This window comes from Roseibium sp. MMSF_3412 (assembly GCF_030733265.1).
GTDB lineage: Bacteria > Pseudomonadota > Alphaproteobacteria > Rhizobiales > Stappiaceae > Roseibium.
The window spans coordinates 61,587-88,225 of sequence record NZ_JASHJI010000012.1; the positions used below are offsets into that span (position 1 = coordinate 61,587).

Annotated in this window: 22 protein-coding genes; 15 read left to right on the forward strand and 7 right to left on the reverse strand. The window is 59.9% G+C overall.

The annotated features are described in order from the left end of the window. Window positions 1-38: 38 nt before the first annotated feature. Window positions 39-2,336, reverse strand: a complete 2,298-nt coding sequence (locus RBB49_RS19585) for a xanthine dehydrogenase family protein molybdopterin-binding subunit (protein WP_306144573.1) — start codon at window positions 2,334-2,336, stop codon at window positions 39-41. Window positions 2,337-2,704: 368 nt separating this feature from the next. On the opposite strand from RBB49_RS19585, the gene RBB49_RS19590 reads away from it, so the two are divergent. After that, window positions 2,705-3,646, forward strand: coding sequence for a DMT family transporter (locus tag RBB49_RS19590; RefSeq protein ID WP_306144574.1), 942 nt, complete (start codon window positions 2,705-2,707; stop codon window positions 3,644-3,646). Between the two features lie 65 nt (window positions 3,647-3,711). Here RBB49_RS19590 and RBB49_RS19595 read toward each other — a convergent pair whose 3' ends face one another. Together RBB49_RS19595 and RBB49_RS19600 are read right to left on the reverse strand one after the other, a co-directional pair. Further along, on the reverse strand, window positions 3,712-5,382 hold the full coding sequence (locus RBB49_RS19595) for a long-chain fatty acid--CoA ligase (RefSeq protein WP_306144575.1): 1,671 nt from the start codon (window positions 5,380-5,382) through the stop codon (window positions 3,712-3,714). A 303-nt stretch (window positions 5,383-5,685) separates the two neighbouring features. Next, window positions 5,686-6,843, reverse strand: coding sequence for an AAA family ATPase (locus RBB49_RS19600; protein WP_306144576.1), 1,158 nt, complete (start codon window positions 6,841-6,843; stop codon window positions 5,686-5,688). An 80-nt stretch (window positions 6,844-6,923) separates the two neighbouring features. On the opposite strand from RBB49_RS19600, the gene RBB49_RS19605 reads away from it, so the two are divergent. Next, window positions 6,924-7,469, forward strand: coding sequence for a hypothetical protein (locus RBB49_RS19605; RefSeq protein ID WP_306144577.1), 546 nt, complete (start codon window positions 6,924-6,926; stop codon window positions 7,467-7,469). 16 nt (window positions 7,470-7,485) lie between these two features. On the opposite strand, the gene ade is transcribed toward RBB49_RS19605, so the two are convergent. Continuing rightward, complete coding sequence (gene ade, locus RBB49_RS19610; protein ID WP_306144578.1) at window positions 7,486-9,207, reverse strand: adenine deaminase; 1,722 nt, start codon at window positions 9,205-9,207, stop codon at window positions 7,486-7,488. 615 nt (window positions 9,208-9,822) lie between these two features. On the opposite strand from ade, the gene RBB49_RS19615 reads away from it, so the two are divergent. The 8 genes from RBB49_RS19615 to eda all read left to right on the forward strand — a co-directional run bounded on the left by RBB49_RS19615 (window position 9,823) and on the right by eda (window position 19,329). Beyond that, a complete protein-coding gene (locus RBB49_RS19615) occupies window positions 9,823-11,145 on the forward strand; it encodes an ROK family transcriptional regulator (RefSeq protein ID WP_306144579.1) in 1,323 nt (440 codons plus the stop codon). A gap of 24 nt (window positions 11,146-11,169) precedes the next feature. Then, on the forward strand, window positions 11,170-12,186 hold the full coding sequence (locus RBB49_RS19620) for a sugar ABC transporter substrate-binding protein (RefSeq protein WP_306144580.1): 1,017 nt from the start codon (window positions 11,170-11,172) through the stop codon (window positions 12,184-12,186). Window positions 12,187-12,258: 72 nt separating this feature from the next. Beyond that, a complete protein-coding gene (locus RBB49_RS19625) occupies window positions 12,259-13,341 on the forward strand; it encodes an ABC transporter permease (protein WP_306144581.1) in 1,083 nt (360 codons plus the stop codon). After that, complete coding sequence (locus RBB49_RS19630) at window positions 13,341-14,114, forward strand: ATP-binding cassette domain-containing protein (RefSeq protein WP_306144582.1); 774 nt, start codon at window positions 13,341-13,343, stop codon at window positions 14,112-14,114. The genes RBB49_RS19625 and RBB49_RS19630 overlap by 1 nt, the downstream gene beginning before the upstream one ends. An 80-nt stretch (window positions 14,115-14,194) precedes the next feature. Beyond that, entirely contained in the window at window positions 14,195-15,142 is a 948-nt protein-coding gene (locus tag RBB49_RS19635; RefSeq protein WP_306144583.1) for a carbohydrate kinase, read from the forward strand. Window positions 15,143-15,239: 97 nt separating this feature from the next. Further along, the gene (gene zwf, locus RBB49_RS19640) at window positions 15,240-16,715 is read left to right on the forward strand and encodes a glucose-6-phosphate dehydrogenase (protein WP_306144584.1); all 1,476 of its coding nucleotides are present in this window, start codon (window positions 15,240-15,242) and stop codon (window positions 16,713-16,715) included. Between the two features lie 132 nt (window positions 16,716-16,847). Continuing rightward, window positions 16,848-18,668, forward strand: coding sequence for a phosphogluconate dehydratase (gene edd / locus RBB49_RS19645; RefSeq protein ID WP_306144585.1), 1,821 nt, complete (start codon window positions 16,848-16,850; stop codon window positions 18,666-18,668). Window positions 18,669-18,690: 22 nt separating this feature from the next. Continuing rightward, window positions 18,691-19,329 (forward strand): bifunctional 4-hydroxy-2-oxoglutarate aldolase/2-dehydro-3-deoxy-phosphogluconate aldolase, encoded by a 639-nt coding sequence (eda, locus tag RBB49_RS19650; protein WP_306144586.1) that lies wholly within the window; start codon window positions 18,691-18,693, stop codon window positions 19,327-19,329. A 40-nt stretch (window positions 19,330-19,369) separates the two neighbouring features. Here eda and RBB49_RS19655 read toward each other — a convergent pair whose 3' ends face one another. Next, on the reverse strand, window positions 19,370-19,975 hold the full coding sequence (locus tag RBB49_RS19655) for a PilZ domain-containing protein (protein WP_306144587.1): 606 nt from the start codon (window positions 19,973-19,975) through the stop codon (window positions 19,370-19,372). Between the two features lie 261 nt (window positions 19,976-20,236). On the opposite strand from RBB49_RS19655, the gene pgi reads away from it, so the two are divergent. The 5 genes from pgi (at window position 20,237) to RBB49_RS19680 (ending at window position 23,538) form a co-directional block, all read left to right on the forward strand. Further along, window positions 20,237-21,859 carry a glucose-6-phosphate isomerase gene (pgi, locus tag RBB49_RS19660; RefSeq protein ID WP_306144588.1) on the forward strand — a complete coding sequence of 541 codons (1,623 nt, stop codon included), beginning with the start codon at window positions 20,237-20,239 and terminating at the stop codon, window positions 21,857-21,859. Window positions 21,860-22,054: 195 nt separating this feature from the next. Then, window positions 22,055-22,324, forward strand: a complete 270-nt coding sequence (locus RBB49_RS19665) for a glycine zipper domain-containing protein (protein ID WP_306144589.1) — start codon at window positions 22,055-22,057, stop codon at window positions 22,322-22,324. A gap of 56 nt (window positions 22,325-22,380) precedes the next feature. After that, complete coding sequence (locus RBB49_RS19670) at window positions 22,381-22,650, forward strand: lipoprotein (protein WP_306144590.1); 270 nt, start codon at window positions 22,381-22,383, stop codon at window positions 22,648-22,650. Between the two features lie 300 nt (window positions 22,651-22,950). Further along, a complete protein-coding gene (locus RBB49_RS19675; protein WP_306144591.1) occupies window positions 22,951-23,169 on the forward strand; it encodes a hypothetical protein in 219 nt (72 codons plus the stop codon). A 96-nt stretch (window positions 23,170-23,265) separates the two neighbouring features. Next, window positions 23,266-23,538, forward strand: coding sequence for a hypothetical protein (locus tag RBB49_RS19680; protein ID WP_306144592.1), 273 nt, complete (start codon window positions 23,266-23,268; stop codon window positions 23,536-23,538). 64 nt (window positions 23,539-23,602) lie between these two features. Here the strand turns inward: RBB49_RS19680 and RBB49_RS19685 are convergent, their stop codons facing one another. Continuing rightward, window positions 23,603-25,144 (reverse strand): acetolactate synthase large subunit, encoded by a 1,542-nt coding sequence (locus tag RBB49_RS19685; protein ID WP_306144593.1) that lies wholly within the window; start codon window positions 25,142-25,144, stop codon window positions 23,603-23,605. Window positions 25,145-25,410: 266 nt separating this feature from the next. Continuing rightward, on the reverse strand, window positions 25,411-26,550 hold the full coding sequence (gene ald / locus RBB49_RS19690) for an alanine dehydrogenase (RefSeq protein WP_306144594.1): 1,140 nt from the start codon (window positions 26,548-26,550) through the stop codon (window positions 25,411-25,413). Between the last annotated feature and the right edge of the window lie 89 nt (window positions 26,551-26,639).

The following is a 26,639-nucleotide window of genomic DNA, read 5'->3' on the forward strand; positions in this document are numbered from 1 at the left end:
GCCGGAACCGGCGCCTTTTTTGTTGGTCCTGGCAGCCGTTACTTCGCAGCCTGGATCGCTTCCCAGACCCGGAGCGGAGTTGCCGGCATGTCGATCAGTTCACTGACGCCGGCGCCGTCCTTGAGCGCCATCTGAACCGCGTTCATGACGGCCGCACAGCCGCCGATGGTCCCGGCCTCCCCGGCTCCCTTGATGCCCATCGCGTTGGTGGTCGAGGGAACGTTCCGCGTCTCGAAATGAATGTCGGAGAGGTCCGCCGCCCTCAGGAGCCGGTAATCCAGCAGCGACGCCGTCAGAAGCTGGCCATCCTCGTCGTAAACCGTGTGCTCGCACAGCGCCTGGCTGACCGCGTTTGCGGCCCCGCCGATCACCTGACCTTCAAGCAGCAGCGGGTTCACCGTCACGCCGAAATCATCGATGATGACATAGTTCAAAAGCGCCACGTCTCCGGTCTCCGGGTCGACTTCCACTTCGCACACATGCGTGCCGTTGGGATAGGTTGCCTCATTCTGACGAACTTCCTCGCGCGCGGACAGCGTTTCTCCGGCCGATGCAACGATCTCCGCAAGACTGACCTGCTGATCGGTGCCGACCACACGGACGATGCCGCTTTCCAGTTCCAGATCGTCGGCCCCGGCTTCCAGACGGTCGGCGGCAAGTTCCTTGACCTTCTTCACCAGCGCATCGCTGGCATCGCGGACCGATGGCAGCCCGAGTGGGATCGAGCGCGATCCACCGGTGCCGCCGCCATTTTCAACACGATCGGTATCCCCCTGGATCACCTCGACATCGTCGATCGTCACACCGAATTTCTCGGCAACGACCTGACTGTAGGACGTGGCGTGGCCCTGCCCGTTGGTCTGCGTTCCGATCAGGAGAGTCAGGTTGCCGTTCTCACCGAGCTCGACCGTCGCTTCTTCACCGCCCGGAAATGCGCAGGCCTCAATGTAGGAGCATAGGCCGATACCACGGTATTTGCCGGCGCGCGCACTTTCTTCCTGACGGGATGAAAATCCTTCCCATCCGGAAACTTCGAGCGCCTTTTCCAGGTGTGCCGCATAGTCGCCGGTGTCATACATGCGCCCTGTCTGGGTCGTGTAGGGCAGCTGTTCTGCCTTGATGAAGTTCCGTTTGCGGATCTCGACGGGTCCAAGACCCGTCTCCTCACCGGCCTTGTCCATGAGCCGCTCGATCAGGTAGGCAGCCTCGGGCCGTCCGGCGCCGCGAAAGGCATCCGTCGGCACGTTGTGCATGTAGATGCCTTCGGTCTTGGCGAACACGGCCGGTATGTCATAAAGGCCGGATGACATGGCCGTGCCGACCCATGGGATGAAGGGTGCGAACTGGCTGAGATAAGCTCCCATCGCCGCTTTCACGAGCACCCTCAGACCAAGGATCTTTGCATTCTCGTCGAGCGCCAGCTCTGCGGTGCTGAGATTGTCCCGACCGTGCGCATCGGTCACGAAATGCTCCATGCGTTCGCCCGTCCAGCGAACGGGCTTGCGCAGCCGCTCCGCTGCGATCATCAGTAGCGGGTATTCACGGTAACAGAAGGCCTTGGTTCCAAAGCCGCCGCCGACTTCCGGCGTGATCACCTGGATCTTGTCTTTTTCCAGCCCAAGCACCTTGCAGATGACATCGCGCATGCCGTGGCCGCCCTGCGTGCCCAGCGTGAGCTTGTAGCGCTCGCTCTCGGCAATGAATTCAGCAACACAGCCGCGCAATTCCATGTAGTTGGCGACGATGCGGTTGTTCACGATTTCAATGGAAACCGTCTTGTGCGCAGCCGCAAAGGCCTCGTCGGTCCTTGCCTCGCTGCCGTGACCGAACGTGAAGGCGATGTTGGAGCCGTGTTCCGGCCAGACCTTCACGGCGTCCGGTGCGAGCGCATCCTCAATACCGATCACCACATCGAGCGGCTCATAATCAACTTCCAGCATCTCGGCGGCGTTGCGGGCCGTGTTGATGTCGTCGGCAACGATAAAGGCGATCGCGTCGCCGACATACCTGACTTCATCGGTACACAGGAGCGGCTGCGGCGGCAGCCAGTGGTCCGTTCCGTCTATCTGCTTGAGACGCGCCATCGTTGGCAATGTGTGGCCTTCGACGTCGGCTCCGGTAAAAACCAGATATACACCGTCCATTGCCTGAATGTCGGCGGCATTCTCGACACGGATTTTGGCATGCGCCATTGCGGAACGGACCACAACACCATGCAGACAGCCCTCGGGCTGATAGTCGCCGGTGTAAATGCCCTCGCCCGTGATGAGCGGCTCATCTTCCTTGCGGCGCAAAGGTGCGCCGACACCGAATTTCGGAGTGACCATCTGGTTCATAAATCAGGACCTGTGTTTTGGGAGGACTTCCCTGGAAATCAGAATACCGAAGACAACGGATATGCACCCATGTAAGTCTCGAAGGCCCCTGTAGCCAGTGGTTCTGTCGCCTATCGCGCTTCGAAACAGGTGTGCTCACTAAAATATAGCCGGTTCGGCGCAGAAGGCAAACCGTGCCGTAACCGCTTTCTTTCCGGCGCAAAAGCGCTTAGCCTGAGCGTATCGCCACAACCAGACCGACCGAACGGACCCACACGCGCATCCCACTGAGCGCCCCTGTCCCGGTTTTCGTTCGTTCCTGAAAAAATGAAAAAGCGCATCGAGAGGACAGGCCCGAAACCGGACGCCTGACGTCAAAGGACTTCAACTTGCTGAAACGAGTCGAACAGAAGCTGGCCACGATGACGGGTGGATTACCTTCCAACACGGTAGGCGCGCTCTGGATATTGCTGGCGGCATTCGGCTTCTCGATCATGGTGACGCTGATCAAGTTCGTCGGCCAGGACATCGGTGTCTTTCAGATCCTCGTGGTGCGTCAGGCGGTGATGCTGGTGATTGTCGCTCCGACGATCCTGCGTGGATTGCCGAGTTCCCTGTCGACCCAAAGACCCGGCCTGCAGCTTGCCCGCGTCCTGTTGGCAACCACGGCCATGCTCTGCGGCTTCACCGCTTTCATTGAGCTTCCGCTCGCCGATGTCACCGCGATCAGCTTTTCGCGCACATTCTTCATTACCATCTTCGCCATCTGGTTCCTGGGTGAAACCGTCGGCGTGCACCGTTGGGGTGCGACCTTTGTCGGCTTTCTTGGCGTTCTTCTGATGCTGCGGCCGGGTGCGGAAGGGTTCGTCGACCCCTACGCTGTTCTTGCCATCATAGGCGCAGGCTGTGCCGGTATGGTCATGATCGTCGTGCGCATTCTGACTCGCACCGACAGTCCCGTGACCATTCTCACCTACCAGGCGCTCGGGGTCGGTCTTATCATGCTCATTCCGGCAATCATCAACTGGCAGCCGCCGACACTGCACCAGTGGGGCCTGATGATCCTGATCGGCATCGTCTCCTGGGCGGCGCAACTCGCCAACATCAAGGGTTTCAAGGCAGGCGAGGCAACGGCGATCGCGTCGCTCGACTACACCAGGCTCCTTTATGCAACCATCTTCGGTGCACTGGTGTTCGGCCATTGGCCGAGCGTCGAAACGCTGATCGGCGCGTCGATCATTATCGCGGCCTCGATCTACACGGTGCGGCGGGAAGCCAAGCGAGGCCGTGAGCTGGCCCGCGCTGCCGAAGGGCGTGGTGAATCTCACTAGGCTGCACAATAGCGGCGCTTATGCGGACGCAGCCACGTTCCTGCGGGTAAAACGGCCTTCGGCGATCAAGCGCTTTTTGCTTCTGCCTGGGCGCGTTTTTGCGCCTCTTCCTCGACCAGCTCCTTCTTGGAGAGTTTGCCGACCATGGTTTTCGGAAGCTCGTTGCGAAACTCATATTCTCTCGGCAATTCAATGGCTGAAAGGTGTTCTTTGAGAAACAGCTTCAACTCTTCACCCGTAAGGGATTCGCCTTCCTTCAGCTTGACGAATGCCTTCGGCGACTGGCCGCGATATTCGTCGGGGATGGCAATGACGATTGTCTCGTCAACGGCCGCATGCTGATAAATCGCTTCTTCGATCACACGCGGATAGACGTTGTAGCCGGAACACAGGATGAGATCCTTGATCCGGTCGACGAGATAGATGAAACCGTCTGCGTCGCGGTAGCCGACATCACCGGTGTGAAGATAACCCTCCGGCGTGATCGTGTCCGCCGTGGCGTCGTCCCGCTTCCAGTAACCCTTCATGATCTGCGGGCCATGCAGAAGCAGTTCACCCTTCTCGCCTTCCGCAACTTCCGTTTCACGATCCTCGATACTGACGAAGCGCGCGCTCGTACCCGGGACCAGTCGCCCGATCGAGCCGGCACGGCGGTTTTCGTCAAGCGGATTGACGGCAGCGACCGGTGACGACTCCGTCAGGCCGTACCCTTCAACGAGGATACACCCGGTCAGCGTTTCGAAGCTTTCCTTGACCTCGACCGGCAGCGGAGCGCCACCGGAAATGCATAGCGAGATGCTGGACAGATCATAGCCCGACGTCAGCGGCGAGTTGTTGATCGCGGTGTAGAGCGTCGGCACACCCGGAAAAAGCGTCACCTGTTTGCGCTTGATCACATCCAGCAGGGCTTTGAGCTCGAAGCGGGGCTGCAGCACCATTTCCGCAGCGAGGATAATCGACAGGTTCTGGGCGACCGTCATGGCGAAGACGTGGAAGAACGGCAGCACGCAGAGCATCTTTTCCTTGCCCAATTGCGCCTTTTCGAAAACGCACCGCATCTGCTCGATATTGGCTGACAGGTTCTTATGCGTGAGCATCGCACCCTTGGGAACTCCTGTTGTTCCACCCGTGTACTGCAGCACGGCAATCGCATTTTCCGGGTCGATATCAACCGGTTCCGGCGCTGCGCCTTCCGTTTGCAACTCGTCGAACCAGACATGCGCTTCATCGCGCGGAATGACGGCAAGTTCCTTGCGCTTGAAGAGGTTGAACAGCACCTTCTTCATTGTCGGCAGACAGAAGGACATCGGGCACACGATGATCTTGTCGAGCACCCGCTCTTTCCGGACCGCCTCGACCTTGTCGTAGATCACCTTCAGGTCCATCGTCACCATGATGCGCACGTCGGCATCGCGTGCCTGGAAGCTGATTTCACGCTCGACATAAAGCGGATTGAAGTTGGCGACGGTTGCTCCGATCTTCAAAATCGCAAAGTAGAAGATCGTGTAGAAAGGCGTGTTCGGAAGGCAGAGACCCACATGAACGCCGGGTCCGACCCCCATGGCCTGAAGTCCCGCAGCTGTCGAATTCACAAGGTCGCTGAGCTCGTCATAGGTCCAGACCTTGCCCATGAAATCGGCGGCAGGCGATCCGCCGAAATTCGAGACAGTTGCTTCAAGATACTCGTGTACCGGACGGGGCTCGAATGCCGCGTTCCACTCCTCCGCAGTCGTCATAACGTTCTCCAACGCGTTATTTTCCGCTTCAACGCTTGAGACCCGGCCAGCCGAATTGCCCGTTTACCGCGATCCCAGTCGCGAGCGGACACCTCCTTCCCGGCGCCAGGCGCATTGAATGCGTCCCTTCTTGCTTCTTCTTGACATGACGCAACCTTCCGTTCACGTCAACTCACGACGTAACGACACCCCGTCACTTTTTTTGTGCGCAGCGATGGCACTCTCGCGTCCAACAAAAAACGCGACCAAGAAAGTGCAAATTAAATCAGCGATTTGAAGAAAACTGCCGCTGAACGCACGGAGTTATCTTTTCGGCCAGTTCCAGCGAGGCAGTTCCTCAACGTCAGCTACTGTTTCGCCGAGTTCCTTGCGCAGTTCATAGCGAAGACAGCCCGGAAGAACGGCCAGCGTATCGACCAGGGCGCGGGCATGCGACACGACGATCACCTGTGTTTTTTCCGCCGCTCTGGTCACAAGTCGCCCCAGAGGCTCGAGCAAGTCGGGATGGAGGCTTGTCTCCGGTTCGTTCAATACAATCAGCGGAGCCGGACGTGGGGAAAGAAGCGCTGCCGTCAGCAACAGGTACCGCAACGTACCGTCGGAGAGTTCGCTGGCCCTGAGCGGCCGAAGCAGGCCTTTCTGCTGCATGAAAAGCTCAAAATACCCTTCGTTGACCGTCACACTGATCGACGCGCCGGGAAAGGCATCGTCTATTGCTTCGGCAAGTGCCACTTCGTCGCCGATCTCCGCGATGGTTTGAAGGGCAGCCGCCAGATCGCCGCCGTCGGCGCTCAACACGGGTGTGCGGGTGCCAATGCGCGGAAAACGCGCCGGTGCGTCACGGTCCGTGCGCAGATGATCGTAGAACCGCCAGGCGCGCATGCGCTCACGCATGACAAGCAGCTCAAGCCCGTCCTTCGGATCGGCGGCATGGGTCATCATGCTGTCGAAGCGCGCCATGTTCTGGTAGACGGGGATCCTCTGCCCCTGGGAATTCAGCACGCGCACGGTCGGGCCGTTCCTGCCCGCGATCTCGTTGGAGCGCGACAGGGCCTCGCCAGCCCACAAGGCCTCGCTCTTGATCTCCGGATCCATGGAAAACAGCGAGCGTCCGGCATCCGCCGGCAATCCGAGATCGATGGCATAGCCGTAATCCTCGTCGGCAAAACCGAGTTTCAGGCTGACCACGTTCTTGCGCACCGTTCCCTGGACCGGTACCTCGCCCTTCTTCATGCGTCTGGAGATCGCTTCCGGCCCGGCCCAGAGCGTCGACTGCAGCCCCCCTTCCGCTGCAATCGACGCGATCGCCTGCCCCTGCGCCACCTCCGCGAGAAGACGGATCGATCTGTAAAGACTTGATTTGCCGCTGCCATTTGCACCGGTCACCAGCGTGATCCGGTCGAGAGGCAGCACAATGTCCCGGAGCGAACGGTAACCGGAAACAGCCAGTGTGAGGATCATGCGAACCGAAACCTCCCTGAGTAGACACATACTGGCGAAGCGCGCATAGTCCTGAGCATTCTCTTCATGGTGGTGCAGACATGTTCAACCCGAAAGAAGCGACCGAGGACAGCCACGCGTTCAACCTGGCGATATTCTGTTTCGTCGGGTTTGCCTGCCTTCTGTCCATCTACATCCACTATGACAGCGGTTTGAAATACTGGTTGCTGGAGTATTTTGGTGAAGAAGACCAAGCGGTTATCCTGAACATTAAGGATGCGGACGGGGACAGGCTGACACTCAAGGAGGCACTTCACGAGTCTCCGCGCGACACGTTCAAAAACAGCCGACACTTCGAAACGCACGGGACGATGATCGTGGAGATCAATCCGACGGGCAACAATCCGCTGGCCCTGACCTTCCGGGTGCCGGACACCTGGTCCGCCCGGCTGAAATCCGAATGGATCCCGGTCACCTACCTTAGCGTCAACCCCAAAATTGCGCATCCGTCGGATCTCCTGACTGAGTTCTGGTTCGACGCGAGGGTCCTGCTCTGGTCGCTCGGCATTGGCACGATCGTTTTCTTTCTCGGCTACAGGTCCGCGCAGAAATGGTCCCGTTTCAGGAACCGTATGCGGCACTATTGATGGACATCTTGCACCGTCAACTTCCCTGATCGACCAGCTCGAATTTGTCGACGTCGAAGACACCGTGATCCGTTATTTTCAGATGCGGGATGACCGGCAGCGGCAGAAACGCCACCTGCAGGAACGGTTCTTCCAGCGTGCAGCCAAGCGATCTGGCGGCCGTCCGCAGCGTCTCAAGGTCCGTCCTGACCGTTTCGAAAGGCTCCAGGCTCATGAGCCCGGCCACCGGGAGGGCGAGTTCGGCGAGCACGCCATCACTGTCTGCGACTGCAAATCCGCCCTTCATTGCGATAACCCGATTGACGGCATTGGCGATGGACATGTCATCCGCCCCGACGACACAGATGTTATGGCTGTCATGGCCGACGGAACTGGCGATGGCCCCGCGCTTCATGCCGAAACCGTGCACGAAACCGAGGCCGATATTGCCGCTTTTGCCGTGCCGTTCGACAACGGCAACCTTCAGAACGTCCTGATCAAGGTCGGGAAGCGTCCTTCCTTCGGTCACCGGGAGCCGCTTCACCAGATGTTCGGTTATGATCTTGCCGGGCAATACACCGATCACGGACGCTTCGTCATTTCTGGCAGGAATGACGAACTCGCCAGCAGCAACAGGTTCAATCTTGACACTTGCAAGGCCGACCGGTGCAACAGACCCGCGTGCCTCGAAGGCGGCGTCGGTGACCATTCGCCCGCCGCAAACGACCCGGTTGACCCGGCAATCCTCAAAATCGTCCAGGATCACAATGTCCGCCCGTTTGCCCGGCGCGAGCAAGCCCCTGTCTCTCAGCCCAAAGGCATTGGCCCCGGACCAACTGGCCGCCCGATAGGCGTCGAGTGGGCGTATACCCTTCGAGATCAGGCGTCGGACCATGCTGTCCAGATGCCCTTCTTCCGCGATATCAAGCGGGTTCCGGTCGTCCGTGCAAAGCGCGACAAAGGCGGACACATCCGGCGTTAAAATTGGAGCCAGCGCGTCCAGATCTTTGGAAACCGAACCTTCACGCATCAGGACCGTCATGCCCTTGGAGAGCTTCTCAAGCGCTTCTTCCGCACTTGTTGCCTCATGATCCGTGCGGATGCCCGCCGCCAGGTAGCCATTGAGCCCACGTCCGGAAAGAAGCGGTGCGTGGCCGTCGATATGACCGTCCTGAAAGGCGGCAAGTTTGGCAAGAACCTTCGGATCACATGCCAGCACACCGGGAAAATTCATGAATTCGGCAAGACCGATCACGCTCGGGTGGTCGCGAAACGGCAAAAGATCCTCGATTTCGAGGCAGGCTCCTGCCGTTTCGAAGGAGGTCGCCGGGACGCAGGAAGACAGGTTGACCTTCAGGTCCAGCACCGTTTCAAGCGATGCGTCGAGAAAGTAACGGATGCCTTCGGCACCCAGAACGTTGGCAATCTCATGCGGATCGCAGATCGCGGTGGTCACCCCATGGGGCAGCACGCAGCGATCGAACTCGAACGGCGTGACCAGCGAGGATTCCACATGAAGGTGCGTGTCGATGAAACCCGGAACCGCGACCCGTCCCTCCGCGTCAAGCGTCTCGACACCTTCATAGCTGCCGTAGGTTCCCACGATCCGGTCGCCGACTATCGCGATGTCCGTTGCCGTGCAGGATCCATCTATAACATTGAAAAGTTTGACATTTTTTACAACCAGATCGGAAGGTTGCTCACCTGCCCCTGCTGCAATCGCGCGTTTGAGGAAACTCTCGCCATGTGTGACCGGCATTCAGACTCACTCCACTTCCAGTATCTCATCCGACAATACGAATCCTGCCGCCTCCGGCAATGGTCATGCACACTATCTCGGTCATTGTGTCAAAGACCGGGCCGTCCTGTTTGAGCGAAACCCCTCAGATTTATTCGGCCAAGCCATATGCCTGGGGGCACGGCCCATAAATGAGACTGAAATGGCATGCGAAATGGCGACATCCCGTCAGGAAGGGTGCGCAGAGCGGGCTTCTGGCCCGGTCAAGCGCGCTGATGCCACGGGGTGACGCCATTTCCATGTCCTTCGGATTTGACCGGCTTGCTCCTCTTCGGTGTTGCGAAAGGCTTGAAAATGCGCCGCATTTCCTGCGCTTCCACGCCTTGACGAGAAGCCAGCCTCAATCCCTTTCGGCCTCATTTATGAGTCCGTACCCCAACGTCAATTTCTCTGCTAAACTGCTGCTCGAAAACGCTTGATCTGTCAGGCGATTACTGCAGCACAACATCGAAACCGTGCAGTGCAAAACAAATAACCGATTGACAGAACAGTCAGGTCGGCGAATAATTTCATCAAAATTAATTATTATGAAACTGCCCGATCAGCAGGGCAGTTCCCTTGGGAGGAACAAAGAAGGTGGACGAGCGCCGTACGTCTGGTCGAGGTTCGAATTCCGCACAATTGCGCCGGTACAACGAGCGCATTGTGCTGCAGATCCTGCGACGCGCCGGCGAAGCCTCGAAGGCTGAACTCGCCCGCGCCGTTCAACTCACGAACGCGGCAATCGGTGCGATCATACAGGATTTGATCGAGGAAGGCCTCATTTTCGAAGCTGGCAAGCGCCACGACGGCAGCCGCGGCCAGCCCGCCACGATCCTGAAGCTTGCGCCCGACGGCGCCTATTCCTTCGGCGTGCGCCTGGACCGGACGAACATCGAAACGGTTCTGATGGATTTCTCCGGAAAGATCATCGACCGGCGCATTCATGACATGATCCTCCCCGCTCCGGAGACGACGGTCGACATCCTGACCGAAGATCTGAACGGGTTGCGCACCAATCTGAGCGAGGACATGCAGGCGCGGATCACCGGCATCGGCTTGGCGCAGCCCTTCAATCTCGGCGCCTGGCTGCACGAACTCGGCCTGCCGGAGGCGGATTTCAAGAAGTGGGACGGCTTCAACCTTGCCGCCGCACTTGAAGAGGCCATGGCCCTGCCCGTTTTCGGCGAAAATGACGGCACCGCCGCCGCCGTTGCGGAGTTGTTCTATGGCCAGGGCCGCCAGCATGACAACTTCCTGTATCTGTTTCTGGGGCCGGCGATCGGTGGCGGCCTGGTGCTCAAGGGCGATGTGATCAAGGGCATGTCCGGAAACGCGGCCGACGTTGCATTCATGCCGGTTCCGCCAAGTGTTCTGCCGACAGCACCAAAACCCAAGCAGACCTGGGACCTTCTGTTGACACGCGCGTCTCTCGTCTCTTTTGCACGGCACCTTTCGCCGGATGGTTTTGAGAAACTGGACCGGTCCGACCTTCAGGCAGCCGTTGAGGCGGACGACCCGAAATATATCGAGTGGCTGGACGATTGCGCCGCTGCGCTCGGTCTGGCGCTGCGGTCGGCCTATGCACTTCTCGACGTTTCCCTCGTGGTGATCGACAGCGATCTGAGAGGTTCCTTCCCGGAGACCTTCAGACAGAAGGTCAAATCGGCGGTGGAAAGCGCCGCTCCAGAGGAACGGCAATCACCTGAAATCGAAATTGGCAGTTTCGCTCACGATGCCGGCGCGATCGGCGCTGCGAGCCTGCCTCAGTTTTTCAACTTCTCACCGAGGGCAGCCATTCTGACCGGTGGGAAAGACAAGGGACCCGCTGGAGCCGGCAGCGCCGAAGACAAAGCCAGCTTTCCGGCAAGGGCAGCGAGATTGGGGTCACATCTGGCCGAACCCAACCGCTCAAACTGACATAGGCCAGGGAGGAAAAAACACATGATCCGCAAATTACTTGCGACTGGTTCAGTCCTTGCTGCCATGGCGGCGGCACCGGCGGCAGCGGCAGATATTTCAGCCTGCCTGATCACCAAAACCGACACCAACCCGTTCTTCGTGAAAATGAAGGAAGGCGCGACCGCAAAGGCTGAAGAGCTTGGCATCGAGCTGAAATCCTTCGCCGGCAAGGTCGATGGCGACCATGAAACCCAGGTTGCCGCCATCGAAACCTGCATTGCCGACGGCGCGAAGGGCATCCTGCTGACCGCATCCGACACGTCCTCGATCGTGCCGGCCGTACAGCAGGCCCGCGACAACGGCCTGCTCGTTATCGCCCTCGACACCCCGCTCAGCCCGATTGATGCTGCGGACGCGACCTTTGCGACCGACAACTTCCTGGCTGGCGAACTGATCGGCAAGTGGGCCGCAGGCGCACTTGGCGACAAGGCAGCAGACGCAAAGATCGGCATGCTCGATCTTGCCATCAGCCAGCCGACGGTTGGCGTTTTGCGTGACCAGGGCTTCCTGCAGGGCTTCGGAATCGATCTCGGCGACCCGAACAAGTGGGGCGATGAGACCGACGCGCGTATCGTCGGCAACGACGTGACACAGGGCAACGAAGAAGGTGGCCGCCGCGCCATGGAGAACCTTCTCGCGAAAGACCCGATGATCAACGTCGTCTACACGATCAACGAGCCTGCAGCTGCTGGCGCATATGAAGCGTTGAAGGCCATCGGCCGCGAAAACGATGTTCTCATCGTCTCCGTCGACGGCGGCTGCCCGGGCGTCCAGAACGTCAAGGACGGCGTCATCGGCGCAACCTCGCAGCAATACCCGCTTTTGATGGCATCCCTGGGCATTGAAGCCATCAAGACCTGGGCCGACAGCGGCAACAAGCCTGAGCCGACACCGGGCAAGGACTTCTTTGACACCGGCGTCGCCCTTGTGACGGACAAGCCCGTGGACGGCGTCGATTCCATCGACACCGCCAAGGGCACGGATCTCTGCTGGGGCTGATCTCCGGAGTAAAGACAGAAAGGGGCAAGGCCATCCTTGCCCCTTTTTCAAGGCGCACAGAGGGAAACGGGCATGACCTCAGACAACAAGACCGCGGGTGGGCAGGCAAGTTACGAAGCTGCAGCAGAGGCCAGTCCCCAGGCCGTGGCCTCCTTTGACGATCACCATCAATCCCTGGGTCACAAGATCCAGCACACGCTGCACCAGACACCGTCTCTGGTGCCCCTGATCGTATTGATGCTTTCGATTGCCATATTCGGCATTCTGCTGGGATCGAAGTTCTTTTCACCTTTTGCGCTGACCCTCATTCTGCAACAGGTGCAGATCGTGGGCATTGTTGCGGCCGCGCAAAGCCTTGTGATCCTGACCGCCGGCATCGATCTTTCGGTCGGGGCGATCATGGTCCTGTCATCGGTCGTGATGGGACAGTTCACTTTCCGCTACGGCTTGCCCGTCGAGGTGGCGGTCGCCTGCGGACTCCTCTGCGGAACGATCTGCGGTTACATCAACGGCTTTCTTGTCGCGGTCGTGAAGCTGCCGCCTTTCATCGTGACGCTCGGCATGTGGCAGATCGTTCTGGCCACCAACTTCCTTTATTCCGCCAACGAGACGATCCGGTCCCAGGATATTGCCAAGGCGGCGCCCTTTCTTCAGCTGTTCGGCACCAAGGTGAATATCGGCGGCGCCATCTTCACCTACGGCGTCATCTTCATGGTTCTCCTGGTGCTGATCCTCGCCTATGCCCTGCGCCAGACGGCCTGGGGTCGGCATGTCTACGCGGTCGGCGACGACCCGGAAGCAGCCCAGCTGTCCGGTGTCCAGGTCAATAGGGTGCTCATTTCCGTTTACATGCTTTCCGGCCTGATCTGCGCGTTTGCCGGCTGGGCAATGATCGGCCGCATCGGGTCCGTCTCGCCGACATCCGGGCAGCTTGCGAATATTGAATCCATCACCGCGGTGGTGATCGGCGGCATATCCCTCTTTGGTGGCCGCGGCTCGATCCTGGGCAGCCTGTTCGGTGCCCTTATCGTCGGCGTGTTCACGCTCGGCCTGCGACTGCTCGGTGCAGACGCCCAATGGACCTATCTCCTCATCGGCCTGCTCATCATTGCAGCGGTCGCGGTCGACCAGTGGATCAGAAAGGTATCAGTCTGATGGAACCTGTCCTGCAAGCTCGCAACCTGGTCAAGCGCTATGGCCGCGTCGTCGCCATGGATCACGCCGACTTCGAACTCTATCCCGGTGAGATCCTGGCCGTGATCGGCGACAACGGAGCCGGCAAATCCACCCTGATCAAGGCCCTCAGCGGTGCCGTGATCCCGGATGAAGGGGACATTCTCCTCGACGGCAAGCCGGTGAATTTTTCAACGCCCATTCATGCACGCGATGCCGGCATCGAAACCGTCTATCAGACGCTCGCGATGTCGCCTGCCCTGTCGATCGCCGACAACATGTTCATGGGACGGGAACTCCGGAAACCGGGCCTCATGGGATCTGTGTTCCGGCAATTGGACCGCAAGAAGATGGAAGAGGTCGCCCGGACAAAACTCAGTGAACTGGGCCTGCTCACGATCCAGAACATCAACCAGGCGGTCGAAACCCTGTCTGGCGGGCAACGCCAGGGTGTCGCGGTGGCGCGCGCTGCCGCGTTCGGCTCCAAGGTCGTCATCATGGACGAACCGACGGCAGCCCTCGGCGTCAAGGAAAGCCGGCGCGTGCTGGACCTGATCAAGGACGTGAAGGAACGTGGACTTCCCATCGTGCTTATCAGCCACAACATGCCCCACGTCTTCGAGGTTGCCGACCGGATCCATATCCACCGGCTCGGACGCCGCGCCTGCGTGATCAAGCCGTCTGATTTTTCCATGTCGGAAGCCGTCGCGATCATGACAGGGGCGATGGACCCGCCTGAAGACCTGGCGGCCTGACCACGTCCGCATGGCAACGAACCCGTGGTCCGGCCCCGCCGGTCCGCGTAATGAAACACGACTAACTGTCTGGACTTGAAATGTTCCTGATCTGCGGAGAAGCCCTTTTCGACCTGTTCGGCGACGAAGGTGTACAAGATGGCGCCAGGTTCGACGCGAGAATAGGCGGGTCGCCTTTCAATGTCGCCATGGGCCTTGCCCGCCTCGGTGAAAACGCCGGATTTTTCGGCGGCATTTCCAACGACACGCTCGGGGCGAAACTTGTCGAGAAATTCCGGAAGGAAGGTGTGTCCGAGCGCTACATCCTCAGAACCGACTATCTGACGACGCTGAGCCTCGTCCAGAAAGACGAGCATGGCCACCCCGCCTATACGTTTTACGGGGAAAGCGCCGCGGACCGAATGGTCACGCTGGACGACCTGCCCGACTTTGACAACCCGCCGCTTTTCCTGCATCTGGGCTCCTACACGGCCCTGGTTGAACCCGTGGCAGGGACTTTGAAAGCCCTGATCAGGCGCGAGCGCGCCCACACCCTGGTCTCGTTCGATCCGAACATCCGCCCGACCGTGGAACCTGACCTGGAGTTGTGGCGGCGCAATACCGAAGAGCTCGCACCGCTCGCCGATGTCATCAAGGTGAGCGATGAAGACCTGGCTCTGATCGCCCCGGACGAAGAGTTCTCCGCGATTGCACGACGGTGGGTCGCAGGCGGAACCGCGCTCGTTATCGTCACACGCGGTGGCCAGGGTGCCCTCGCCTTCAGCGGCAGCTTTGAAACGGGATGTCCCGGTGTTCAGGTGAAGGTGGAAGATACGGTCGGTGCTGGCGACACGTTTCAGGCGGCCTTGCTGGCGGGGCTCAAAAGGCTTGGGGCAACAGACCGGAAATCGTTGGCAGAGCTTGACGAACAGCGCGTCAATCGTCTTCTTGAATTCGCAGTTCAGGCTGCTGCCATCACCTGTTCGCGCCGCGGCGCCGATCTTCCGCGGATTGCGGAACTGCAAAAAGAATGGTCAAAGCTCATTTGAGGGGCTGACAAACGATTTAAATCGATTTAAAAGCCCACCGGGTTCAGCTGGAGCCATAGTGAGGCCCGGCAACAGACAAGCTGTGAAGGAGTGTCCCATGGCGGTACGCGTCATTGAAGTTCAGGAATTCGACCTGGTCGTTTTCGGAGCATCCGGAGATTTGGCGCACCGTAAGCTTCTTCCCGCTCTTTATCACCGCGATGCAGACGGACAAATGCCCGAACACGCCCGCATCATCTGCAGTGCGCGACGCGACTACACCGACGACGATTATCGGGCCTGGGCGGAAAACGCCCTGAAGGAACACGTCAAGGATCTTGACGATGAACATCTCGCCCAGTTCCTCAAGCGCCTGCACTACGTGAAGATCGATGTCGCGACGGGCAAGGGTTTTGAAGACCTGAAAACGGTTCTGGACGAACGTGACGACGTTATCCGCGCCTTCTATTTGGCAGTCGGTCCTGATCTTTTCGGCACGATCTGTGAAAATCTCGGCCGGATCGGTGTCGTCAACAGACATGCCCGCGTGGTGATGGAAAAGCCGATCGGCAAGGACGGCGCTTCCGCGAAGGCCCTGAATGACACCGTCGGCGCCGTTTTCAGGGAAGACCAGATCTTCCGCATCGATCACTATCTCGGCAAGGAAACTGTTCAGAACCTCATGGCGCTGCGCTTCGCCAACGCCCTGTTCGAGCCGCTCTGGAACGCGGCACATATCGACCATGTGCAGATCACCGTCGCGGAGTCCCTTGGAACAGGGGGACGTGCCGGTTACTACGATACGGCGGGTGCTTTGCGGGATATGGTTCAGAACCATATTCTCCAGCTTTTGTGTCTTGTCGCGATGGAACCGCCGGAATCCATGGATGCGGACAGTGTCCGGGATGAAAAGCTGAAAGTCCTGAAAGCCCTTACCCCGATCGACGCCCAGAGCACCGACAAGCTGACCGTGCGCGGTCAGTATCGCGCCGGCGCCTCCGCGGGCGGTGCCGTGCCGGGTTACCTCGAAGAACTGGGCAACGACGAGAGCCGGACGGAAACCTTTGTTGCGCTCAGGGCGGATATTGCCAACTGGCGGTGGGCGGGCGTCCCATTCTATCTGCGTACCGGAAAACGTCTCGCCCAGCGCGTCTCGGAAATCGTCGTTCAGTTCCAGCCGATCCCCCATTCGATTTTCGACACGGAAACCGGCAAGATCACCGCCAATCGCCTGATCATCCGCTTGCAACCCGACGAGGGCGTGCAGATGCAGATTATGATCAAGGACCCAGGCCCGGGCGGCATGCGCCTCAGGCAGGTACCGCTCGACATGAGTTTCGCGGACGCCTTCAAGGTCCGCAATCCGGACGCATACGAGCGCCTCATCATGGATGTGATCCGCGGCAACCAGACCCTGTTCATGCGCCGTGACGAGGTTGACGCTGCATGGGCCTGGATCGACCCGATCCTGACGGCCTGGGCGGCGTCCAAGGAAACGCCAAAGGGATACACGGCCGGCACCTGGGGTCCGTCAGCCTCCATCGCGCTTGTTGAGCGTGACGGGCGCACTTGGTCGGAGGAAGACGGCGTCTAAGGAATTCCCACAGGCCCGGTCCTGTGTGTTTTCCGTCATTTAAATCGATTAAAAAATGCAAACGGGCAAACCTGCCCTATGTGCCGAAAGACACCCCACCCAGCCTCAAACGGCGAGGAAAGGATCAGAACAATGACAATCCAGGATCGCATCGGCGACGTTACGGAACGGATCGTCAAACGCAGTCAGGACAGCCGCTCGCGCTATCTGGACAGGATCGGCAAGGCGGCTGAACAGGGTCCGCAGCGGTCCCGGCTTTCGTGCGGCAACCTTGCGCATGGATTTGCGGCTTGCGGCGTCTCCGACAAACAGGCGCTTTCAGGAGATGTCGTCCCGAACCTTGGCATCATCACCTCCTATAACGACATGCTGTCGGCGCACCAGCCTTACGAAACCTACCCGGCGATGATCCGCGAGGCGGCCCATGAGGTCGGTGCCGTTGCGCAGGTCGCCGGCGGCGTTCCCGCCATGTGCGACGGTGTCACCCAGGGCCAGGACGGCATGGAGCTCTCGCTGTTTTCCCGCGACGTTATCGCGATGGCAGCGGCGGTCGGCCTGTCGCACCAGATGTTCGACGCAGCGGTCTTCCTCGGCATCTGTGACAAGATCGTTCCAGGTCTCGCGATCGCCGCGCTTTCCTTCGGTCACCTGCCCGCAGTCTTCGTTCCCGCTGGCCCGATGACGACGGGCATTTCAAACGACGACAAGGCCAAGGTGCGTCAGCTATACGCCGAGGGAAAAGTCGGTCGCGACGCGCTTCTTGAAAGCGAATCCAAGGCCTATCATTCGCCCGGCACCTGCACATTCTACGGCACGGCGAATTCCAACCAGATGCTGATGGAGATCATGGGACTGCACATGCCCGGTTCCTCTTTCATCAATCCGGGCACCCCGCTGCGCGATGCGCTGACAAGGGAAGCCGCCAAGCGCGCGCTTGCCATTTCCGCACTCGGAAACGAGTACACGCCGGCGGGCGAGATCATCGATGAAAAAGCCATCGTCAATGGCGTGGTCGGCCTCCATGCCACGGGCGGTTCCACCAATCACACGATGCACCTGGTCGCCATTGCCGCTACCGCCGGAATAAAGCTGACCTGGGATGACATCTCCGAGTTGTCCGACGTCGTTCCTCTTCTTGCCCGGGTCTACCCGAACGGCAAAGCCGATGTGAACCATTTCCAGGCCGCCGGCGGCCTTGCCTTCCTCATTCGCGAGCTTCTGTCGGACGGCTATTTGCATCAGGACGTCAAAACCGTCTACGGCACGGACCTGTCCGGCTACACGGTGGAAGCCAAGCTGGACGAAAACGGCGACATCCTGCGTGAGGACGCACCGGAGAACTCCGGCGACGAAACCGTTCTGGCACCGCTCTCCAAGGCCTTCCAGCCAACGGGGGGCCTGAAGATGCTCAGCGGCAATCTCGGCAAGGCCGTGATCAAGGTCTCTGCGGTTGCCCCGGAACGCCATGTCATCGAGGCACCGGCGCGTGTGTTCCATTCCCAGGACGCCTTCCTGGACGCCTTCAACAAGAAGGAACTGAAGGGCGACGTTGCCGCCGTGGTCCGGTTTCAGGGTCCGAAGGCGATCGGAATGCCCGAGTTGCACAAGCTGACACCATGTCTCGGCATCCTGCAGGACAAGGGCTACAAGGTCGCGCTCATCACCGATGGTCGCATGTCGGGTGCATCCGGCAAGGTGCCGGCGGCTATTCATGTCACGCCGGAAGCCGAAAACGGCGGCCCCATCGCAAAGATCCGAGACGGCGACATGATCCGCATCGATGCCGTCACCGGCGAATTGACCGTTCTCGTGGATGAGCAGGAATTTGCTGCCCGGCCGGTTGCGGTCGCGGATCTCAGCGAGCATCAATTCGGGGTCGGCCGCGATCTTTTCACAGCCTTCCGCGCTAATGTCGGCACCGCGGACAGCGGCGCACACGTGTTCGGCGCATAAGCAAGCAATCTGGGAGAATTCAATGGCACAGGATATCGCAAAAATAGAAACGGTGATGTGCGCCGCACCCGTCATCCCGGTTCTCGTTGTCGAAGATCCGCAAAAGGCCGTCCCGATGGCAACGGCCCTGGTCAAGGGTGGCCTGCCGGCAATCGAAATCACGCTGCGCACTGAGCGTGCGCTTGAGGCCATTGAAGCCGTCAGCAAGAATGTCGAGGGGGCGATTGTAGGTGCCGGCACCGTGCTGAACGCAAGGCAATATGACGCGGCGGTCGCGGCCGGATCCAGATTCATCGTTTCGCCCGGCGCCACAAAAGACCTTCTGGACGCAGCAGATGCTCACAGCGTTCCGCTGCTTCCCGGTGCGGCGACCGCTTCAGAAGTGATGTTTCTGCTTGAACGCGGCTACGAGCGCCTGAAGTTTTTCCCTGCCGAACAGGCCGGGGGCGCTTCCTATCTCAAGTCCTTGTCTTCTCCGCTTGCAGCGGCAAAGTTCTGCCCGACAGGCGGCGTGAGCCTGGACAAGGCCCCGGCCTATCTTGCCCTGCCCAATGTCCTGTGCGTTGGCGGGTCCTGGATCGCGGACGCCAGGGCTGTTGCATCGGAAGACTGGGCCGGCATTGAAGAACGCGCCCGCGCCGCAAGCAGCCTCAACAACTGAGCGTCCGATGCCGGACTGAAACGGAACGGGCAGAGGACGCTCAGGCGTCCTCGGTCTCTTCTGACGCCGCTTCTGCTTCTTGCTGGACTTCAGGACCTTCCGTCTCTTCCAGCGTTCGGTCCCAGAGAAGCCGCAGACCGGCGGACTTGTCGTTGCGCCACGCAAACTCGGCAACCACCGGCTTGTTGAACTTCGCCATGGTCAGAAGAACTTCCTCCGGCAGAGCCGTAAGCCCGTTTGCCTTGACCTTGCAGCCGTTCTTGGCAGCATCGACAATGGTGCCCTCTAGTTCGGTGATGCCTTCCAGATCCGCGATTTTGACCGGTATCTTGACGTCGTTTCTCGTTTCACGGCGCTTGTCGCTCGTCTTGCTTTCGCTCGTCACGAACACCACCGAAGCGTCGTTGCCCTTGACCGAGGTCACCTGAGCCTTGGAGAGTTTGCGCGCGCCCGGGAAACGGATACCGATGTTCTTGTAAAGCTCATCGGCGTGCTCCGTGGTTACCTTGCACCCCCATTCGGTCACATTGGTGATAACGGCATCGACAATTGCGAGTGTGTCGAAATCGACGACCTGAACATCTTCACTGGCTTCAGGGCTTTCCTGAAGAGACGCAAGGGCAGGATCAATGGTCACATTGCTCATGGGTTTAAAACACCTGAAATCTGCTTCTGTTCATCACCTGTGCGGAGCAAGCACGCGTCCTTACTTTTGCGCAAAACTCCTAATTTCCCGTCAATTCACCGGACTTTCGGGATCAGCATGCATGCAACAGGACCTCGCCAGCTCACGGCCTCGGGCCTGCCTTTCAGAAAAGTCTCCACTACGTCAGAATGCTGTGCTAATTGGAGCGCTGTCTGCCATGACCGAAATCCGGATAGTTTAATCGATTTAAGAGGAAGTCTCATGACACTCGAAGCGACACTTGCGTCTCTCACCCGACAGGCTGAAAAGTTGAACAAAACCACGCTTCGGGACCTGTTTGCCGGTGACCCGGCCCGGTTCGAGACATTCTCGGCAAGCGCTGACGACCTTCTGCTCGACTACTCGAAAACGAAAATCGACAGCAACGCCCTGGCCGGGCTTCTCTCGCTCGCAGCTACGGCCGACGTCGAAGGCCGCCGATCGGCCATGTTTGCCGGCGAAAAGATCAACGAGACCGAAAAACGCGCGGTCCTTCACACCGCGCTCCGCAACAGATCCGACAAGCCCGTTATGGTCGACGGGGAAGACGTCATGCCGGATGTCCGCTCCGTGCTCGACGCCATGGCAGATTTTGCAGAAGCGGTCCGGTCCGGCGAACTGGTGTCCTCTTCCGGTGCACCCTTCACCGACGTCGTCAATATCGGCATTGGCGGCTCCGATCTCGGCCCTGTCATGACCACGCTGGCGCTGGCGCCGTATCACGATGGCCCTGAACTGCACTACGTCTCCAACGTGGACGGGGCGCATATCGCGGATACGCTTGAAAAACTCGACCCGGAAACAACGCTCATCATCGTCGCGTCAAAGACATTCACGACCATTGAAACGATGACCAATGCCGCAACCGCGCGCAAGTGGATTGCGTCGGCCCTCGGCGAAGAGGCGGTCGGCGAACACTTCGCTGCAGTGTCGACTGCCCTCGACAAGGTTGCTGCCTTCGGAATCGACAGCGCGCGCGTCTTCGGTTTCTGGGACTGGGTCGGCGGCCGCTATTCCATCTGGTCGGCCATCGGCTTGCCGCTGATGATCGCGATAGGCCCAGATGCGTTCAGCGACTTCCTGGAGGGCGCCCATGCGATGGATGTTCATTTTCAGGAAGCGCCGCTAGAGAACAACCTGCCGGTGCTGATGGCGCTTATCGGCGTCTGGCACCGGGATGTTCTGGGCTATGGCGCCAGAGCGGTGCTGCCCTATGACCAGCGTCTGTCCCGCCTGCCCGCCTACCTGCAGCAACTCGACATGGAATCCAACGGCAAGCGCGTGAAGCTGGACGGAAGCGCCGTGGACATGGATACGGGCCCGCTCGTCTGGGGGGAACCTGGAACCAACGGCCAGCACGCCTTCTACCAGTTGTTGCACCAGGGCACGACGGTTATTCCCTGCGAATTCCTGATCGCGAAGGAAGGCCATGAGGACGATCTGCACCATCACCACGAACTTCTGACGGCCAATTGTCTTGCCCAGTCCGAGGCGCTGATGCTCGGGCGAACGCTTGAGGAAGCAAAATCTATACTTGCCGCTTCCGGGATGTCCGAAACCGATGTGGCGCGGCTTGCACCGCACAAGGTATTTCCTGGTGACCGGCCGTCCTTCACGCTTGTTTACGACAAGTTGACCCCTTTCGCGCTCGGTCGCCTGATCGCGCTTTACGAGCACCGCGTCTTTGTTGAGGGCGTCATCTGGGGCATCAACTCCTTCGATCAATGGGGCGTGGAACTCGGCAAGGAACTGGCGACCGCCCTCTTGCCCATGGTCAAGGGCGAGGTTGCTGCCGACGGCAAGGATGCCTCCACGCGCGGCCTGCTTTCGGCTCTGAAGAACTGATCAAAACCGCCATACTTTCGCCCAACGGACGCTATCTGTTCCACAACACTGAAAGTTCCTGCCCGGACAGCTACTTGGGTTTTGTGTACTGTAGGAATTGATAGATTGCCCCAGCGCACAAAGCAGCTTAACCTTGGCAGAACTTTAAACTATTGAAATTGCCGCACCCAGCGGTCTTGAAGGGAGTTACCTTTAATGAAGAAGTTAGTTCTGCTCGCTGCAATAGGCGTTGCTTTGGCAGGGTGCCAGTCTGACAGCCAGACGGACCGTGCCCTCGTCGGTGGCGGCCTTGGCGCTGCAACCGGTGCTGCAATCGGTGCTGCGGCGACGGGCGATGTCGGCGGTGCACTCGTTGGTGGTGCAATCGGTGCAGCGGGCGGCGCAATCGTCGGCGCGGCAACCACACCGAAAAACTGCGTGGCCTATGACCGCTACGGCAACCCGTATCGCGTCGCCTGCCCGTAAGACGCACCTTTTAGACTTGACTGTGTGACAATGCCGCGGATCGGTAGGATAAAATCATGAAAAAACTGTTTTTTGTTGCTGCCGCTGCGGCGCTTCTTGCTGGCTGTCAGTCGGACAGCCAGACTGACCGGGCACTGGTCGGTGGCGGCCTCGGAGCCGCGACCGGCGCCATCATCGGTGCCGCAGCCGGAGGCGGCGTCGGTCCGGCCCTCGCCGGTGCGGCAATCGGTGGCGCGGGCGGTGCCATTGTCGGCGCCGCGACAACACCGAAGAACTGCGTCGCCTATGACCGGTATGGAAATCCCTACCGCGTCGTCTGCCCCTGATCACAATGCACCAGATTGGCCCCGCGCGTTAACGGGCCATTTAGGTTACGCATTCCATAATGAGTTTCATTGGATTTGAACGTTCCGACCGGGCTTGAGACCGGAAGCGACCGTATGCGTGCGGTTTGCGTTCCTAATTCTTAAGCCTCCGGCCGTGACCTTCAGAACCGCTTGGCGCCGATTCGGCTGTACCTCGTAGGAGCGGCGTGCCTGGCAGATCAATTTCATCTGCCAAGGCCATCTTACCTGGACTCAGCCAAACCGTCGCCAGATCACACTCATTTTGAGGTCGTATCCGAAATGAAACAAATTCTGGTCGTGGCTGCAGTGGCCACCCTCCTCGCTGGCTGCTCCTCAAGCAGACAAACGGATCGTGCAATCATCGGCGGCGGCCTGGGTGCTGCTACCGGCGTCATCGTCGGCGCGGCTGTGGGCGCAGGCGCTGCGCCTGTCATTGCCGGCGCAGCTCTTGGAGCGGCCGGTGGCGCCGCAATCGGTGCTGCCACAACACCGAACTAGAGCATTGAGAAAGCTTGGATAACCGGCTCACGGTAAGAATTTGTTAACCATACATCTCCACGCTGGCTGAGCTTATCGCTTTGCTGGGGAGCATGGATGAAACCGATTCTTGCCGTTGCAGCCCTCGCCTTCCTGCTGGCCGGTTGCGCCAACACGGAAAGCCAGCGCGACAGAATGCTGATTGGAGCCGGGCTGGGTGCAGCCACCGGAGCGACGATTGGTGCCGTGGCAGGTTCGACCGTCAATGCGACGATTGCCGGTGCCGCGCTTGGTGCTGTCGGGGGCGGCCTGATCGGTGTCGTGACGACACCGCGCAACTGCATAGCGCACGACCAGAACGGCACACCCTACAAGGTCAGATGCCCATAGGCGGCCTTTCCTGAAGATCTGAACAATGCCCTGCGGCATCAGGGCATCGTCTGCCGTGCGGAGCTTAGATCGCCGCCTCGATCAGAAACGGGCCTTGCGTACGCGCCGCCATTTCCATTGCCTCGGCGAAGCTTTCCTCCGTATCGGCCCGCACAGCCTGAACACCATGACCGGCTGCCAGTGCGACCCAGTCAATCAGCGGATCCTCGATATCGAACATGGCGCGCGCGTTGCGTCCCGGTTTCGGTGCTCCTTGCGCCTGAAGCTCGGCATGCAGGATCTGGTAGCCCCTGTTTGCGATGATCACGAACGTGATGTTCAGCCCCTCGCGCGCAGCCGTCCACAGGCACTGGACCTGGTACATGGCGGAACCGTCTCCGGAAACGGCAAAAACCGGCCGGTCCGGACAGGCGACCGCCGCTCCGAGCGCATTCGGCAGACATTGGCCGATGGACCCGCCGGTGTTGTTGATCCGGTCATGATGTGAAGACCCGTTCACCGCCGGCCAGATACCGGGCCCGGCTGTAACCGCCTCGTTCACCAGGATCGCATCATCTGGAAGGAAATTCGCCAACCCGCGTCCGATCCCTTCCGCCGAAAGCGGTCCGCTTTCAAGCGGCGGGACGTCACGCGCGATCCGGGCAACCGCCTCGCTGTCGTCGACACCGGCGGCTTCCGCGAGCTTTTCCAGCGTCCACATGACATCCCAGTCCGCGAAGCAGAGCTGACCGATCGCGCAGCCCGCCGGTTCCGGCGTCGACGGTTTGCCAGGATAGGCGAAGAAGTTGACCGGGGGATCTTCCCCGACCAGGACGATATGCTTCAGGCCGGACAGGAACTCGGCGCTCATGTCGACATTGTAAGGCATCGTTTCGAACGCCACGGCCCCTTCTCCAAGGGCAATGCGGGGCGCGAAGAAAGGCGCCAGCAACCGGCAGCCGGTTCGCGCGGCAATCTTGCCCGCCAGTTCCGCCCCTGCCCCGAAAAGCGCAGGACCACTCACCAGCAGGGCGGCTCCTGGAAGCGTCAATGCATGCGCGGACGCCGTCACCCGATCCTCGTCGGGGCGGTGCTTGCGAACAGGCGGCAATTCGCCCGCCGGTCCCGATCCGCTGTTGCCCCATGCCGAATCCGCCGGAAGGATGACCGTGGCGATCTGGCCGCTGCGCGCGATCCGGATCGCCTCCGCGCCTGCCCCCGCGACCGTGGAACTGTCCGTCGCGCGCCGGACCCAGTGGGACACCGAACCCACCACGCCATCAAGATCCGCCTGCAACGGTGCATCATGTTTGAGGTGATAGCCGGCGTGGTCACCCACGATATTGACGACGCCGGACTGGCCCTTGCGGGCGTTGTGGAGGTTGGCCCATCCATTGCCGAAACCGGGTCCGAGATGAAGCAGCGTACCGGCAACGTTGCCGCTCATGCGGGCATAGCCATCCGCGGCCCCGGTCACCCCTCCTTCGAAAAGGCAGAGAATGCAGCGCATTTCCGGATGCGTATCCAGGGCCGCTACGAAGTGCATCTCGGACGTACCCGGATTGGCAAAGCAAACCGAAACGCCGGAAGCCAGCATTGTCTCAACCAGCGCTTCCGCACCATTCATCCCGGCATCTCCCTTTACTTTGCCTTCGAGCTCTAGGTCATACCCTCATAAAGGACGTCGAAATGGTATGGAAGAATTTGTTCCGATACGTCGCGTGAAGCTCCAGGAAACCGTCCGGTTTTCAAATGGGCGTCATGTAAATCAGTTGTGGAGGGTTGTCCCCGCAATGGCGGTGAGGCGGCTACGGGAAACATCCGGAACTGCTCAACACGACAAAAAAGGCCGGTCACTTGACCGGCCTTTTCAACTCTGAAGGACTTGCCGCCCTATGCGGCCTGGCTGGCGTCGCTCTGCTCTAGCGCAGCGGCCGGATCGACATAGTCATAGCCGAGAGCCTCGGCAACCGCCTCGCAGGTCACCTGTCCGCCGATCACGTTCAGGCCCGGCAGGAAGTGCGGATCGTCGAGCAGCGCCTTCTTCGCGCCCTTGTCGGCAAGCGCCAGGGCGAAAGGCAGCGTCGCGTTGTTGAGCGCGTAGGTAGAGGTCTTCGGCACGGCACCCGGCATGTTCGCAACGCAGTAGTGCACCACGTCGTCGATGATATAGGTCGGATCGGAATGTGTGGTTGCCTTGGAGGTTTCAAAGCAGCCGCCCTGGTCGATGGCGACATCAACCAGAACCGAACCGGTCTTCATGCGGCTCACGAGATCCTTGGACACCAGCTTGGGCGCAGCCGCGCCTGCCACCAGAACGGCACCGACGACCATGTCGGCTTCAAGGACGTGTTTCTCCAGCGCGGATTTCGTCGAATAAACGGTCTTCAGCGCCGGCCCGAACGTCTGGGCAAGCTGGCCGAGAACCGCCGTGTTCCGGTCGAGAACCGTGACATCGGCGCCAAGGCCGATCGCCATGGTGATCGCATGGGATCCGACAACGCCGCCGCCGATGACAACGACCTTGGCAGGCTCGACGCCCGGAACGCCGCCGACAAGGGTTCCGGAGCCGCCATGCGCCTTCTCCAGCGCCTTGGCTCCGGCGATGACCGAAAGACGTCCGGCAACCTGGGACATCGGCACCAGCAGCGGCAGGCCGCCTTTTGCGTCCACCACGGTCTCGTAGGCAATGCAGGTCGCACCGGACTTGACCAGATCAGCGGTCTGGTCCGCATCCGGAGCCAGATGCAGGTATGTGAACAGAATGTGGTCCGGACGCAGCATCGCCCGCTCGACCGCCTGCGGTTCCTTGACCTTCACGATCATCTGCGCGGCGTCGAAGACTTCCTTTGCAGTGCCAAGGATCCTGGCGCCTGCGGTCTCGTAGTCGGCGTCGCTTGCGCCAATGCCCACTCCGGCATTGGTCTCAACGAGCACTTCGTGCCCGTGGGCGATCATCTCGTGAACACTGTCGGGCGTCAGCCCGACCCGGTACTCATGGTTCTTGATTTCCTTCGGCACACCAATGCGCATAACCACGTCTCCTCTGGAAGCGTTATTGATTGCCTGTAAGTGTATGCCTTTTGCAGTCGAATGTGCTTGCGTTCCCACGACCGCAAAAC

Coding starts and splice junctions, on each gene's coding strand:
- RBB49_RS19585 (WP_306144573.1), bottom strand. CDS start 2,336: ATGAACCAGATGGTCACTCCGAAATTCGGTGTCGGCGCACCTTTGCGC.
- RBB49_RS19595 (WP_306144575.1), bottom strand. CDS start 5,382: ATGACGACTGCGGAGGAGTGGAACGCGGCATTCGAGCCCCGTCCGGTA.
- RBB49_RS19600 (WP_306144576.1), bottom strand. CDS start 6,843: ATGATCCTCACACTGGCTGTTTCCGGTTACCGTTCGCTCCGGGACATT.
- RBB49_RS19605 (WP_306144577.1), top strand. CDS start 6,924: ATGTTCAACCCGAAAGAAGCGACCGAGGACAGCCACGCGTTCAACCTG.
- ade (WP_306144578.1), bottom strand. CDS start 9,207: ATGCCGGTCACACATGGCGAGAGTTTCCTCAAACGCGCGATTGCAGCA.
- RBB49_RS19620 (WP_306144580.1), top strand. CDS start 11,170: ATGATCCGCAAATTACTTGCGACTGGTTCAGTCCTTGCTGCCATGGCG.
- RBB49_RS19625 (WP_306144581.1), top strand. CDS start 12,259: ATGACCTCAGACAACAAGACCGCGGGTGGGCAGGCAAGTTACGAAGCT.
- RBB49_RS19630 (WP_306144582.1), top strand. CDS start 13,341: ATGGAACCTGTCCTGCAAGCTCGCAACCTGGTCAAGCGCTATGGCCGC.
- RBB49_RS19635 (WP_306144583.1), top strand. CDS start 14,195: ATGTTCCTGATCTGCGGAGAAGCCCTTTTCGACCTGTTCGGCGACGAA.
- zwf (WP_306144584.1), top strand. CDS start 15,240: ATGGCGGTACGCGTCATTGAAGTTCAGGAATTCGACCTGGTCGTTTTC.
- edd (WP_306144585.1), top strand. CDS start 16,848: ATGACAATCCAGGATCGCATCGGCGACGTTACGGAACGGATCGTCAAA.
- eda (WP_306144586.1), top strand. CDS start 18,691: ATGGCACAGGATATCGCAAAAATAGAAACGGTGATGTGCGCCGCACCC.
- RBB49_RS19655 (WP_306144587.1), bottom strand. CDS start 19,975: ATGAGCAATGTGACCATTGATCCTGCCCTTGCGTCTCTTCAGGAAAGC.
- pgi (WP_306144588.1), top strand. CDS start 20,237: ATGACACTCGAAGCGACACTTGCGTCTCTCACCCGACAGGCTGAAAAG.
- RBB49_RS19665 (WP_306144589.1), top strand. CDS start 22,055: ATGAAGAAGTTAGTTCTGCTCGCTGCAATAGGCGTTGCTTTGGCAGGG.
- RBB49_RS19670 (WP_306144590.1), top strand. CDS start 22,381: ATGAAAAAACTGTTTTTTGTTGCTGCCGCTGCGGCGCTTCTTGCTGGC.
- RBB49_RS19675 (WP_306144591.1), top strand. CDS start 22,951: ATGAAACAAATTCTGGTCGTGGCTGCAGTGGCCACCCTCCTCGCTGGC.
- RBB49_RS19680 (WP_306144592.1), top strand. CDS start 23,266: ATGAAACCGATTCTTGCCGTTGCAGCCCTCGCCTTCCTGCTGGCCGGT.
- RBB49_RS19685 (WP_306144593.1), bottom strand. CDS start 25,144: ATGAATGGTGCGGAAGCGCTGGTTGAGACAATGCTGGCTTCCGGCGTT.
- ald (WP_306144594.1), bottom strand. CDS start 26,550: ATGCGCATTGGTGTGCCGAAGGAAATCAAGAACCATGAGTACCGGGTC.